Source organism: Sutcliffiella horikoshii (genome assembly GCF_002157855.1).
GTDB lineage: Bacteria > Bacillota > Bacilli > Bacillales > Bacillaceae_I > Sutcliffiella_A > Sutcliffiella_A horikoshii_C.
In genome coordinates this window covers 3,745,657-3,759,047 of the sequence record NZ_CP020880.1, presented here as the reverse complement: position 1 = coordinate 3,759,047, position 13,391 = coordinate 3,745,657, and the positions used below count along the sequence as shown (strand labels likewise).

General features: G+C 41.2%; 19 protein-coding genes and 1 pseudogene. All 20 read left to right on the top strand.

The genetic code is table 11. The features are described 5' to 3' along the window. The first annotated feature begins 34 nt into the window (after positions 1-34). The 20 genes and pseudogenes from B4U37_RS19300 to B4U37_RS19205 all read left to right on the top strand — a co-directional run bounded on the left by B4U37_RS19300 (position 35) and on the right by B4U37_RS19205 (position 13,342). Positions 35-448 (top strand): TIGR03826 family flagellar region protein, encoded by a 414-nt coding sequence (locus B4U37_RS19300; protein WP_088019543.1) that lies wholly within the window; start codon positions 35-37, stop codon positions 446-448. A 65-nt stretch (positions 449-513) separates the two neighbouring features. Then, entirely contained in the window at positions 514-777 is a 264-nt protein-coding gene (gene flgM / locus B4U37_RS19295; RefSeq protein WP_088019542.1) for a flagellar biosynthesis anti-sigma factor FlgM, read from the top strand. 25 nt (positions 778-802) lie between these two features. Then, positions 803-1,267: a flagellar protein FlgN gene (locus B4U37_RS19290; protein ID WP_088019541.1), complete on the top strand. Its 465-nt coding sequence runs from the start codon at positions 803-805 to the stop codon at positions 1,265-1,267. A gap of 11 nt (positions 1,268-1,278) precedes the next feature. Then, positions 1,279-3,141, top strand: coding sequence for a flagellar hook-associated protein FlgK (gene flgK, locus B4U37_RS19285; RefSeq protein WP_088019540.1), 1,863 nt, complete (start codon positions 1,279-1,281; stop codon positions 3,139-3,141). 9 nt (positions 3,142-3,150) lie between these two features. Then, a complete protein-coding gene (gene flgL, locus B4U37_RS19280) occupies positions 3,151-4,029 on the top strand; it encodes a flagellar hook-associated protein FlgL (protein WP_088019539.1) in 879 nt (292 codons plus the stop codon). 86 nt (positions 4,030-4,115) lie between these two features. Beyond that, entirely contained in the window at positions 4,116-4,709 is a 594-nt protein-coding gene (locus B4U37_RS19275; RefSeq protein ID WP_088019538.1) for a DUF6470 family protein, read from the top strand. Positions 4,710-4,721: 12 nt separating this feature from the next. Then, positions 4,722-5,159 (top strand): flagellar assembly protein FliW, encoded by a 438-nt coding sequence (gene fliW / locus B4U37_RS19270; protein ID WP_088019537.1) that lies wholly within the window; start codon positions 4,722-4,724, stop codon positions 5,157-5,159. A 15-nt stretch (positions 5,160-5,174) separates the two neighbouring features. Next, the gene (gene csrA / locus B4U37_RS19265; RefSeq protein ID WP_088019536.1) at positions 5,175-5,402 is read left to right on the top strand and encodes a carbon storage regulator CsrA; all 228 of its coding nucleotides are present in this window, start codon (positions 5,175-5,177) and stop codon (positions 5,400-5,402) included. 171 nt (positions 5,403-5,573) lie between these two features. Further along, positions 5,574-5,780, top strand: a pseudogene (locus B4U37_RS19260) (flagellin N-terminal helical domain-containing protein); the annotation flags it as partial. A 284-nt stretch (positions 5,781-6,064) separates the two neighbouring features. Further along, the gene (locus B4U37_RS22630; protein ID WP_088019534.1) at positions 6,065-7,558 is read left to right on the top strand and encodes a flagellin; all 1,494 of its coding nucleotides are present in this window, start codon (positions 6,065-6,067) and stop codon (positions 7,556-7,558) included. Positions 7,559-7,641: 83 nt separating this feature from the next. Next, on the top strand, positions 7,642-7,929 hold the full coding sequence (locus tag B4U37_RS19250) for a hypothetical protein (RefSeq protein WP_088019533.1): 288 nt from the start codon (positions 7,642-7,644) through the stop codon (positions 7,927-7,929). A 486-nt stretch (positions 7,930-8,415) separates the two neighbouring features. Then, complete coding sequence (locus B4U37_RS19245) at positions 8,416-8,715, top strand: DUF4046 domain-containing protein (RefSeq protein WP_088019532.1); 300 nt, start codon at positions 8,416-8,418, stop codon at positions 8,713-8,715. A gap of 38 nt (positions 8,716-8,753) precedes the next feature. Continuing rightward, entirely contained in the window at positions 8,754-9,104 is a 351-nt protein-coding gene (locus B4U37_RS19240; RefSeq protein ID WP_088019531.1) for a hypothetical protein, read from the top strand. Beyond that, a complete protein-coding gene (locus B4U37_RS19235; RefSeq protein ID WP_088019530.1) occupies positions 9,101-9,397 on the top strand; it encodes a DUF4046 domain-containing protein in 297 nt (98 codons plus the stop codon). The genes B4U37_RS19240 and B4U37_RS19235 overlap by 4 nt, the downstream gene beginning before the upstream one ends. A 237-nt stretch (positions 9,398-9,634) precedes the next feature. After that, positions 9,635-9,988 carry a hypothetical protein gene (locus B4U37_RS19230; RefSeq protein WP_088019529.1) on the top strand — a complete coding sequence of 118 codons (354 nt, stop codon included), beginning with the start codon at positions 9,635-9,637 and terminating at the stop codon, positions 9,986-9,988. Positions 9,989-10,045: 57 nt separating this feature from the next. Further along, positions 10,046-10,393 carry a flagellar protein FlaG gene (flaG, locus tag B4U37_RS19225; protein ID WP_088019528.1) on the top strand — a complete coding sequence of 116 codons (348 nt, stop codon included), beginning with the start codon at positions 10,046-10,048 and terminating at the stop codon, positions 10,391-10,393. A gap of 12 nt (positions 10,394-10,405) precedes the next feature. Beyond that, positions 10,406-12,172 (top strand): flagellar hook-associated protein 2, encoded by a 1,767-nt coding sequence (locus B4U37_RS19220; RefSeq protein WP_088019527.1) that lies wholly within the window; start codon positions 10,406-10,408, stop codon positions 12,170-12,172. 19 nt (positions 12,173-12,191) lie between these two features. Further along, positions 12,192-12,593 (top strand): flagellar export chaperone FliS, encoded by a 402-nt coding sequence (gene fliS / locus B4U37_RS19215; RefSeq protein ID WP_088019526.1) that lies wholly within the window; start codon positions 12,192-12,194, stop codon positions 12,591-12,593. Next, the gene (fliT, locus tag B4U37_RS19210) at positions 12,593-12,946 is read left to right on the top strand and encodes a flagellar protein FliT (RefSeq protein ID WP_088019525.1); all 354 of its coding nucleotides are present in this window, start codon (positions 12,593-12,595) and stop codon (positions 12,944-12,946) included. Before fliS ends, fliT begins: the two co-directional genes overlap by 1 nt. A 9-nt stretch (positions 12,947-12,955) precedes the next feature. Next, on the top strand, positions 12,956-13,342 hold the full coding sequence (locus B4U37_RS19205) for a DUF8042 domain-containing protein (protein WP_088019524.1): 387 nt from the start codon (positions 12,956-12,958) through the stop codon (positions 13,340-13,342). Positions 13,343-13,391: the final 49 nt, after the last annotated feature.

Here is a 13,391-nt window from a genome sequence, read left to right as displayed (position 1 = left end):
AATAAGAATTTATTGCTCGAAAGGGAGTTGCGTTATGTCTCAACTAGATAATTGCCCAAACTGTGGTCAGATTTATATAAAAAATGCGTTTCGGGAAGTATGTGAAACGTGCTATAAAGAAGAGGAAGCAAAGTATAATACTGTTTACAAATATATCCGTCAACGAGAAAATCGGACGGCGACGATGGACCAAGTGGTGGAAGACACGGGGGTTGAGGAATATCTGATTATCAAGTTCATCAGAAAAGGTCGGATTCAACTCGCTCATTTTCCGAATTTAGGCTATCCGTGCGACCGTTGTGGTAGGATTATTAGAGAGGACAAGCTGTGTCAGAACTGTAAAAAGGATATACACGGACAGCTTTCTCAATTAGAACGCGAAGAAGAAAGAGAACGTGTAATACGTGAAGAAGGAAAAACATACCACGTTATAAATAAGAAGTTTTAATAAACATTCTGGCCAATGTGTCGATAAAATAAATAGACAAACTGTTCGGAAGGAAGGGATACCAAATGAAAATAAATAATTTAGGACCTTCAGGGATTAACCCATATAAAAATCAAATGAAACAGCAACAAGCTGCAAAGGCAAACCAGGCCAAAAGCGACCAAGTAGAAATATCGAGCAAAGCAAAAGAGCTTCAAGAGCGTTCCCAATTTGCTGAAGCTCGTCAGGAGAAGATCGCTAAACTAAAAGTCTCTGTGGAGAACGGCACTTACCAAGTAGACTCAAAAGCTGTAGCCAACAAGATGATCGATTTCTATTTTAATAAATAATATTGCTTCAAAATAAGGAGAACTTATGTCGATTCCAACCATCATTACCCTACTTGAAAAAATGCTTACCTTGCATGCATACCTCTATGAACTCACCGTACGGAAAGAAGAGATTGTAAAAGAGAACAAGGTTGAAGAGCTACAACAGATTACTAGAGAAGAAAAGCAGTATACGAGAGCAATCGTCCAACTGGAGAAGCAACGAGCGGACCTGTCAGAGGGAAAAACGGTTACGGAGCTTGCAGAAATGGGCACCCCTGAGGAGAAAACTCTCTTGCATGACTTGAAACAAAGGCTAACTGATACAATCAATAATATTCAAAAACAAAACGAGCTTAATCAGCTCCTGCTTCAGCAGTCCCTGCAATTTGTCACGATGACTTTGAATACCTTAAATCCGCAGCCAAATGCTGTGAACTACGAAAAACCTGCGAATACGAAAAAAAGTGTCAGTGCCCCAGCGCGCTCGCTGTTCGATTCAAGAGCTTAGGAGGAACATCCATGCGTTCAACATTTCATAGTCTCGAAGTTGCGAGACGTGGTCTGGTTACCCAGCAAACTGCCCTTCAGACGGTTGGTCATAACATTGCCAATGCCAATACCCCAGGTTACACACGACAAAGAGTTAACTTTGAACAGACAGAGCCATATCCTGCTCCATCATTAAATCGTCCGCAAATTCCAGGGCAGATTGGGACTGGAGTAGAGGCAGGCAGCATCCAGCGAGTGCGAGAGAGTTTCCTGGATATCCAGTATCGCGGGGAAAACAATAAGCTTGGCTATTGGGAATCACGTGCGGATTCTTTGCAGAAGATGGAGGGAATCATGAATGAACCATCCGAGACGGGGCTTTCAACGACATTAGATCGCTTCTGGCAGTCGTTTCAGGACTTAGCAGTTAATCCGACTAATGCAGGTGCACGTTCTGTAGTGAGGCAGCGTGGTTTGGCGGTTTCGGAAACGTTTCGATTCTTATCTGATTCCCTGACCTCGGTTCAAGGTGATATTAAAAATGAGATGGATGTCACGCTGAAGCAAGTTAACGCACTTAGCGAGCAGATTAACAATGTCAACAAACAGATTGGTGAAATTGAACCTCATGGCTATCTTGCCAATGACCTTTACGATGAAAGGGACCGTCTGGTGGACGAGCTTTCCCAGCTTGTGAATATCAAGACAACTCAAGTGGGAACAGGTGGGAGCCCAAGTGCACTTGCAGAAGGGAAACTTACCATTGATTTAGTGGATGACTCTGGTCGCAAAATCGGCAACCTGGTTGATGCAACAACTCTTAAAGTGAACAGCCTGTCTCTAGATTATCGTAATGATACGGAACTGGTGGACGGATACAGCCTTGGTGATACAAGCTTTGGAATTGGCAGCATGCAGGCTTCCGGTAAACTGCGCGGCCTGATCGATTCCTACGGCTTCATGGAAGGCAACACAGAAAAGGGTCTATACCCTGATATGCTGAACCACCTTGATACAGTGGCCTATGAGTTTGCCCAAGAGATCAACAGGGTCCATGAATCCGGCTGGAGCATTTCAAGTATGGAGACTGGAGAGCACACAGCGTTTAAGTTCTTTGAGTTTAAAAATACAGATATTACTGCTGGTAATAAAAAGGATGCTGCAAAGCTGTTTACCGTTTCAGCGGATATCGTTCAATCATTGGACAATATTGCGGCTTCCGGCTACAACAAAGGGATCATCACAACCGGGGAATTTCTTGGTTATAACGGCGTCGAAAATATCTCTGTATCCGTTCAGTCGACGGTAGATGCAGCTGGGGTTCAGCAGTTTACTTATACGGTGTATGATGCGGCGCAGTCGCCGAAACAAGAAATGAAAACATCAGGGAATTTTGCTAGTTTGGAACAGTTGGGACAGGGCTTGTCTGAAGAGTTCACGGACGAGAGCGGAAATTCATCGGTCAATTTTAATTTAGACAAGGTGCGTCTTGAAGATGTTTCAAAAGGGAACTTTATTAATATAGACATTCCAAAAGTCGGACAGGTTGGTGGACGTGTAGGGGATGGCAGTAACGCAGTAGCTTTAGCAGAAGTAAAAGCACGCTCGCTGCAGTTGAACGGTGTATCTACTACTTTCCAAAACTACTATGAAAGTGTAATTGGCGGATTGGCTGTAGATGCTCAAGAAGCAAACAGACTATCACATAATAGTGAAACTTTACGATTGTCAGTAGATCAACGTCGTCAGTCGGTAAGCGGCGTCTCCCTAGATGAAGAGATGACAAGCATGATTCAGTATCAGCACGCATATAACGCTTCGGCACGAATGATCACGTTAACAGATGAACTTTTAGATAAAATAATAAACGGCATGGGAATAGGCGGAAGGTAGGTTAGAGAAATGCGAGTAACACAGAGCATGCTGACGCAGAACTCACTGCGTCAATTGAGTACAAGCTACAGCAAAATGGGCAAGCTGATGGAACAGCTCTCTACAGGTAAAAAAATCTCCCGACCATCCGATGACCCGGTCGTAGCGATGAAGGGGATGTACTACCGTACAAATCTGACAGAGCTTGAACAATACAAACGAAATCTGAGTGAATCCTATTCATGGATGGAAAACTCAGAAGCGGCATTGGATCACGTACAAAGTGTCATGCACCGTGCGCGTGAATTAGTAGTGCAGGGTTCGAATGAAACGTATTCCTCAGAAGATCGGCAGGCGATGGCTAAAGAGATCGAGCAGTTGAAACATGATTTTGTACAGGTAGCTAACACGCAGGTTGCGGGAAAATACATTTTTAACGGCACGGCGATTGATAAGCCGCGTATTACGGATGCGAATGATCCAACTTCAGTAAGTACCGAAAACTCCCCGTTTGAGGTCGAGGTATCCCGTGGAATCAAGCTGCAGTCCAATATTAATACAGAAAATGTATTCAATAAGGACATGATGGAGATTTGGAATGGACTTCAATCTGCACTTGAGACGAGTGATACAGATGCGTTGAAAGATTTGATGGGACGATTTGATAATGCTGCAGATACTGTTTCGGCGGAGCGTTCGGAGCTTGGTGCGCGTTATAACCGGTTGGAGATGGTGGATAATCGTATTGGTTATCAGGAAGTGGTGGCAACACGCATTTTGTCTGATAATGAGGATGCGGATATTGAGAAGGTTATTACGGATTTGACCTCGCAGGAGAGTGTGCATCGTGCTTCGCTTGGTGTGGGTGCGCGTGTGATTCAGCCTTCGTTGTTGGATTTTTTAAGATAGGGTGAGGAACTGTCTTGGAGGGAGCTGTTTGATGGCAGTTGTTTCTGGGGCAGTTTTTATTTTGGAATTAAGGAGCTGGAGGATACATGCTATTTCCCCAAATAAGGTTGCAGTCGACATTTGCGCAGACAGAGCTGCAAATACAGAAACCTGTACAACAAATCGAACAGCCTGGAGCGGAGTTGAGCATTGAGCAGCCTAAGGCGGAGTTGACGATGAGGCGGATACCTGGGAGATTGACGATAGATCAGAGGCAGGCGAGAGAGGATATGGATTTGAAGAGTGTTGGAAGGCGGATTGAGGAAGCGGCACAGCTTGGACGTCAGGACTGGTTGGCAGGTCTGGCGCGGGTTGCACAGGACGGGAATGAAATGATGCGGATTGAAAATGGTGGTGGAGCCATCACTCGTCAGGCTAAGAGAAACAGCGAGGGTCCCCAAAAAGAATTCAATATCGGCTGGATTCCATCACACTTTAGTGTGAAAATTGATTATGAGCCTGGAAAAGTAGATATTGATTGGCAGAACCACAAGCCTGTGATTGATGCAAAGATAAATAAGCTAGTACATGAGTACACACCAGGTACCGCACAGGTTAACTTGGCCAACCATCCGTCATTGGAGATAGATTTTGAGAACCTGCGCCATGTCGGTACAGGCGGCTACGAACAAAAAATATAAGGTTGTGAAACGATGAAAATAGAAACGAAGTATCATGGATTGATAGAGTTGCAGGAAGAAGAAGTGGTAAAGTTCCCGAATGGATTACCAGGTTTCTTGGAGGAGAAGAAGTTCGCGATTTTCCCTTTCACTGAGGACGGAACGTTTTATATTTTGCAGTCGGTCCAGACACCTGAGCTCGGCTTTGTGTTAACAAACCCATTCGCATTCTTCCTTGATTATGACTTTAACCTAGAAAATCAGGCGGTGGATGCCCTTGAGTTGGATTCCCCTGAAGATGTAACTGTCTATACAGTTTTGACGATGGCAGATCCTTTCCATCTAACAACTGCCAATCTGCAAGCACCAGTCGTGGTGAACGCGAAAAAGAAGCTTGGTAAACAAGTAATCCTGACAGGCAGCCCATATCGGACGAAGCATAATCTGTTTCCGGAAGCGATAGCAAAATAGAGAGGAGGAGACCGCATGCTAGTACTAACACGTAAGAAAGACGAGGCAATTAAAATTGGCGATGACATCGAAATCACTGTCCTGAGTATTAATGGCGACCAGGTGAAGCTTGGCATCCAAGCACCAAAGCATATCGAGATACATAGAAAAGAAATCTACCTTTCCATTCAAGAGGAAAACAACGCAGCATCCCACTCCTCTCTTGATTTACTGCAAGCTTTAAGCAACCAACTAAAAAAATAATTATATTTGTAAAAAATTCTCTCTCTCCCTATAAACAGTTGTCGAGACAGGTCGATATAAAACATGTAAGCAAATAGAATCAAAAGGCGGCCGACTTTTGACCTATCTGCAAATCCAACACCGATTACACAAGGACGTGAAATCGGCGACAACTCAAGGAGGAAAAATGTAATGAGAATTAATCATAATATCGCTGCGTTGAATACGCACCGTCAATTAGGTTCTGCAACTGCAGGGCAAATGAAGTCTATGGAAAAATTGTCTTCAGGTTTACGTATTAACAAAGCTGGGGACGATGCAGCTGGACTTGCTATTTCTGAGAAAATGAGAGCGCAGGTTCGTGGATTGGATCAAGCTTCTCGTAACGCACAAGACGGTAAATAGAAATGCCGCTTTAAGCAGCAATGCTTAAATGAAAACTCCGTGAATTCGGTGGAACCCCAAACCAGCTGTAAAGTGGATGGTGGGCAATACCGAGCCGAGCCTAGTGAATCGGGAAAGCAATAGCTAGGAAGGTGTGACGGTCAGGTGGTGAGGAACCGTACCGATAACCCACCCACGAGCGCGGGGCACCCTACCGGGGTGAAGATATGACCTGAACTTTATGGAAACATAAAGAAGCAGAGGATAAAAAGCCACTGCGATAACATAATTTGATTTCTATGATCCAGACTGCTGAGGGAGCATTAAATGAAACACACGATATTCTTCAAAGAATGCGTGAACTAGCAAACCAATCTGCTAATGGTACAGCAACAGATTCTGATAGAACAGCTATGCAAGATGAGTTAAATCAATTAACCTCTGAAGTTAACCGTATCGGTAACACAACAGAGTTTAATACTCAAAAGTTACTAAATGGTGGAGTAGGTTCTTCTGATAGTGCCAAAATAACTAAAGCAACAAGCGCTGAAATAGTTGGAGCTACAACATTTGTAGGGAATGCAGATGCTGCAGCATTAACAAGTGCAACAATTGAAGTTGACGGTACTACTTTTGATATTACTTCTGTATTAGACAAGGACTTCAGTCAGGCTGGACCACCTGCTACTGCGGTAACTAAAGCAGAACTAATTGAGCAATTAGGTAATGTAACTTCAGGAGGTACTAAATTATCAGATCTAGTTGAAATTACTGATAATGGAACAGCTTTAAGCTTTAAAGCGAAATCTGAAGGTGCAAATAGCAGTATTACAATTACAGCTGACAATGATGAGGCTGCTGTAATGTTAGGATTTGCGGATGCATCAGCTACAGGTACGGAAGTTAAAGGAACACCAACAACAGTGGAGCGCCACGGTATTCAATTAACCAATGCTTTAAGTAGTGCAACTACTGTAGCAGCGGATTCAAGTTTCAAAGTAGCTGTAGGTAGTGAAAGTGCTGTTACTGTAAAGTTGGAAGAAGGAAAAACTTATGATACTGGTAATTCCGATGCTAACGTAGCGAAAGCAGCAATGGAGGACTTAGTTAAAGACCTTAATGCTGCTTTACAAAATGCCGGCGTATCTGATAAAGTCACAGCGTCTTTATCCAAAGACAATGAAATTCAATTTATTTCTGAAACAGGTAAAGACATCGTTTTAACTGATGGTACAGGTGGACCTTTAGCTGCTATTGGAAGTACTGGATCGGAAACAGTTGAAAACGTGGATCAGGTTGTTGGTTCTGGAGCACAGGGTACAGGTTTCAACACCAAGTTCCAAATTGGAGCAAACACTGGACAAAGTATGTCATTAAACATTAACGATATGCGCTCATCTGCTCTAGGATTAACAGGTAATGCAGGACAATCTGGTTACACAACATCTAACTCTGTTACAAACGGAACAAATGATGTGCAATCTGAAGCTGCATTGAATGTCTCCAACAAAGAATCCGCTTCAAAGTCTATTGAAGTAATTGACAATGCAATTTCTAAAGTATCTTCTGAGCGTGGAAAACTAGGTGCTGTTCAAAATCGCTTAGAACACACAATTAACAACCTAGGAACTTCTTCCGAGAACCTAACAGCTGCGGAATCTCGTATCCGTGACGTTGACATGGCGAAAGAAATGATGGATCAAACAAAAAATTCTATTCTTTCTCAAGCGGCACAAGCTATGTTAGCTCAAGCGAATCAGCAGCCTCAGGGAGTTCTACAACTTCTTCGTTAATTTTAATATATATGAAAGGGGCTCTAGTTTTGCTAGGGTCTCTTTTATTAGTTAGTCTGACATTAAGTGAGGTGAACTAAGAAATGAACGGAATGAGATACGAATTATTTATACGAGGAGCATTTGGTAGTGAGGTGGAGCGTATGGGTGATCCTGCTCAATTAGCAGAGGCGGGGTTGTTTAATATATCGGCAGAGATCAATAAGATTAAAGCCGCTACTGCATATGCTATGGTTATCTATAAAAACAATTCTCGGGATACTGATAGTGAACGCATGGAAGAATTTATTGATGAAGTTATGTATGCTACTGACTTTGAACAAATAGATTCTATAATCAGGGAATTTAATATATTAAGAGAAAATAGTTAAACAATTAAACCCACGTTTTAATAGGATAAAGATATAGTCTATTCTAGATTGAAAGAAATAGTCACAAAGCAAGCGAATCAACAACCACAAGGAGTTTTACAACTTGTTAATAACATTTCCAAAAGAGACTCTGGATTTGCTAGAGTCTCTTTTTCTGAAAAATAGCTACGAAAGGAGACCTTAATGGAAATCGCAATGCTTTTAATGTCCCATAGTCAAAGTCAGGTGCAGTACCAAACTTCCATTTCTGTTTTGAGAAAAGAATGGGAAATGCGGAGCACCAGGGAAGCGCTATAAAGGATTTAATTCAATCCAGTAGTGTAACTCAACCTGCCGTTGTATCCCATGCTCATTTTGGGAAATCCATTGATGTGAAGCTATGATTTTTTTGAAGGGGCCGGATTTGTTTTTGGTCTCTTTTTTTATATATTAAAATTAGAACGTATGTTCTTTATGGGGTATAATGTAAGTAAGGGGGTTTTGTTTTTGCATGATGAGCTAAATATTTTTCGCTCAATGCCAATGGAAGTAATAATAGAAAAAGATATAATAAAACATTATTGCCAAGTAATTGACGGGAAACGAAAAGCTTTACCAAAGGGTTTATTAGATGAGGACAGCAACATCATTATATTGCTCAGATATGTGTTGGAATCCAAGCTTGGATTAACGCATAATGAAATTCCTATGGTATCTAGCAAAATGATAAAAGAGAATAAATTATATGGTCTTTTAAATCATTATCGCTCGTTTCCTAAATTGATAAAGTTCGTTTACGAAGGATGATATGAAGAAACAGATTTTCAAAGAGTTTCAAGGGACTATTGGTCCGATATAAAAATATAAAGAGTTTTTTTGAAAAGTGTTTAATTAAATATGGATATACTAAAGAAGATATCCCGCAAATTGCAAAAGTTAATTTGCTAATAGAATGGGGATTTTCGAATCCATTAAAGCGATATGGTGATTCACCATTTCGGTTGATGAACGCATTATATCCAGGAGAATTTAAAGTTTTTGATTTTGATAGCGTTCCTCAGAGATTTTGGGATAATCCCATTAATACTAGAGAAAGAATTTTGGAAATGATAGGTCAAGAAAATATAAACTTCAAGAACATCCCCTCACAAGTTACGCAAGAAATGCTATACAGATATGGATTTTCACGCTGTTGAAAAAATATAAAGGCTCTTCTGCAAAGTTATTGATTTCACTTTTACCTGCAGATTTTAAAAAAGAAGAATTTACTAAGCCTAATGGATATTGGAAAGATATTAATATTGTTAGAAGAACAATTGATTTATTGTTAAAAAAACATAATATTCAACTTCACGAAATTCCAAAACACTTCACTAAAACCTTCTTCCAAGAACAAGGTTTGTACGGCCTCATCCAAGAATATAACGCTTCTCCCATAGAACTAGTTAACAAACTCTACCCAGGAAAATTTGATGTTACAGAATTTTAACGAGTACCAAATCGTTATTGGTACAGCAAGGAAAATAGAGTGAAGGCTCTAAGGAACTTTTGTTTGAAAAGAAATATTTCTCGTGAGGACCTTCCAAAACTTTCAAAATCTTATTTCAGTAAAGTCTTTCCGAGATTCATCAGCATAGTAGATCGACACTATGACAGTAAATTCTATTTATAGTTTCTGGAAGCTTTTCTTGAACATTCTTTTTTGCCGGAAGAGTTTAATCTTTTAATGGGATTGGATGGACAACTATGTGATTCCGTGGAAGAGTTGCAGATTCATAATTTCCTGTGTGAATGGTTGCATGATGCACAAATAAAAAGAGAGAAAATTAAGTTCGTAAACCCTAGTACGGAAGAACGTTACTTTCCAGACTGGATTATAGATTTTCAAGGTGACACCTATATTATTGAATACTTCGGATTATACCATAGCAATAAATATAAGGGTTACCGAGAAAAAGCAAACCGAAAGATTGCATTTTATCAAAACCTAGATGGATATATCTTCTTACCTATTTTCCCCGAGGATTTTAAAGGTGTAGGATTTGATGGTATCAAGAATAAATTTAATGCTCTACTTTAACTTTGAAGCTTTCAACCGATATTACTACTAGAATAAACATTTCGGGAGGGGACCCGTATGTACATTTCGCCAATTGGAGGCGGCAGCATAGATCCCACAACTAGAACGCAAGCTCAAGGTACAGTTTCAACTAAAGTAGATGTATCAATTAAGGAAACAAAGCAGGCTCATCCGGAACAGAGTAGAAAGCAGATGGAGACGATTGTCGACGGCATGAATGATTTTATGAAGCCGATGAATGTGTCTGTAAGGTTTGAGTTGCATGATGAGTTGAATGAGTATTATGTGACGGTGGTGGATGTTGCCACTGATGAGGTTATACGGGAGATTCCTTCCAAGAAGTTTTTAGATATGTATGCGGCGATGACCGAGTATATGGGGTTGTTTGTTGATAAAAAGATTTAGGTGGTGAAGGATATGCGCTTAACTGGATTTCAAAGTGGGTTGGATATAAATCAAATGGTTAGTGATTTGATGAAGGCCCAGCGTATGCCAATGAACAAATTGACACAACAGAAACAACTGTTGGAGTGGAAGCGGGATGATTACCGCGAAACGAATAGATTGTTGAATGATTTTCGTAATCTTTCTTTTGATATGACGTTGCAGAAAACTTATTCACAGAAGACTGTCACTTCTACAAACGATAAAGTTTCAGCTACTGCAAGCTCCTCGGCTTCCAACGTTTCGTATACGCTTTCGGATGTGCAGATTGCAAAAGTGGCTACCAATTCCTCTACTACATCGGCTATGAAGGATGGTACCACAAAATTAGATACGACTACTAGTTTATGGGAGCAACGAGATAAGTTTGGGGACTTTCAAACGAAAACGGTATCGGATGCTGCTGTAGCTAATGGGGAGTCCACCTTTACTTTAGGCGGGAAAGTGGATGGAAACAGTTTAGATTCCATTACGGTAAGAAGGGAAGATGGAACGACGCTGGTTGATTTTGAGGTCATTACCAGCTCGGAAGATGACATTGTCGGAAACCAAGTCTTTCTAAACGAAGAGACAGGGGAATTTACTTTTGGGTCTGCCTTTACGGAGAATGTAACAGTAGAGCCGATAAATGTTTCTGCATTTGATTTTGATTTTGAGATTACGACTTATAACCAGGCAGGTCAAGCGGTACCGCAAACGTTCTCCTTTAACGGCGATCAATCAATGGATGATATTATAAAAGAAATCAACAACTCTGACCTTGGCCTTACTGCTTTTTATGATGAATTTAAAGGTGGACTGGTTCTTGCGAAAAGGGAAGCAGGTTCCTTTAATCCCTCAGATACAGGAAAGGAAATTGAATTCCAAGGTGATTTTTTAACAGGTGTCATGAACCTAGATCAAGCTATCGAAACTGGGGGTACACCGGCAACAGTAACCATAAACGGAGTTGTAACGGAGCGGAATTCTAATACATTTTCCATTAATGGCGTTACTTTCACCTTGAAAGAAGATATGCCTGGTCAATCTGCCGTTATCAATGTTGCAAATGACACGGACCAAACGTTTGATGCAGTGAAAAATTACATTACCAAATACAACGAATTAATTGAAAAACTTAATGCGAAGACAGGTGAACCTGTTTATCGCGACTATAAACCACTTTCCGATGAAGAAAAGGAATCCTTGTCGGAAAAGCAAGTTGAACAATGGGAAGAGAAGGCTAGAAGCGGATTGCTTCGAAATGACTCCATCTTGACTTCGGGATTAGGAAAAATGAGATCCGCTTTGTATGAGTCCGTTTCAGGCTTAACTGGGCAATATAATCAGCTCGCGCAGCTCGGGATAACAACAAGTTCGAATTATCGTGATAAAGGAAAACTTATTATTGATGAAGATAAGCTGAGATCGGCAATTGCTAACGATCCTAATTCAGTGATGCAGATGTTCACTTCGAATGGTGAAAACGATACAGGACTCGGGATAGCCCGCAAGTTACGTGATGCAGCAGAATCCACCATTTCTGGAATTGAAGCACGCGCTGGAAATGCAACCCGTACTGCTCAACAATTTACCATCGGCCGTGAACTACTAAACGTTGATCAACGAATTTCCGCATTCGAACGCCGCATGCAAACTGTGGAAGACCGCTACTGGCGCCAATTTACCGCAATGGAAAAGGCAATTGGACAATCAAATCAACAATCAATGCAACTAATGAGTCAGTTTACCAATGGCTGATAACTAGGAGTGAACGTATATGGCAATGAAAAACCCTTACCAAGCCTACCAGCAAAATTCCGTCAACACCGCAACGCCTGGTGAGTTGACGTTGATGCTTTATAACGGGGCTATCAAGTTTATGAAGCTGGCCAAAAAGGGAATGGAAGACAAGGATATTGAAATGAAAAATACGAACCTGATCAAGGCGCAGAAAATTGTTCAGGAATTGATGGTTACATTGGATACTAGTCATGATGTAGGGAAGTCGATGATGACAATGTACGATTATATGAACCGTCGCCTGATTGATGCAAACTTGAAAAACGATCCTGCAATTGTGGATGAAGTGGAAGTTCATATGATGGAGTTCCGAGATGCATGGAAGCAGGTTATTCAGGTGAACCGCCAGCAGGCATTTGCTCAAGGTGAACAGGCGTAATGAACGTCGTCGAAAACCTAGATAAAGTCACTACACATCTTTTGGCGCTGCTTGATGGGCCTTTACCTGCCGAAGAAAGCAGGGACGCCTTTTTGGAAGAAATAGATAAGGCGTTGCAGATCAGAGATTCTTTACTACAACGCATAGCACCACCTTTTTCAGAAGCTGAAATGTCACTCGGTAAAAAGGTGGCCCTTGCCAGTCAACAAGTGACTCCAAAGCTTGAAGGATTACATAAACAATTGAAACAGGAGTGGGGCCAAATTCAGCAGTCCAAAAAGACTGCGAAGGCATATGGCCAAGCGTATAGCTCTCCGACAGCAGACGGAATGTATTATGACAAAAGAAACTAGGTGTACAGGATGACTGATTTGACAGAAGGTGAATTTTTATTTTTAAAGAAGTATAATTCCTTACTTGAAACGGTGGAAGAAGCTTTCTACTATTTGAGTGACAAAAATCAAAACGCGTCCGCACCTGTAACGCGCCAAGTCATGCTGGATAGCTATGAGGCAATTGGAAAAATTGCAGAAGCGCATGTGAACCTCGTTCTTCTTTATGAAAAGAACGAAGAGGCCCTTCAGATCATTGCTCAATTTGGCGACCTTGTAGATGAACTCGAACAAATAGGCCATTTCGAACAAAACACCGCACCAGAAAAAGAAGCACTACAAACCTATATCAAACCAGCATACGAAACCTGGAAAAATCAAATCCAACACCACATCCTCCCACACATCGCCCACTAACTCTCCAATACTTTGGAGAGTTTTTATTATTAATTTCGCTATATCGTGA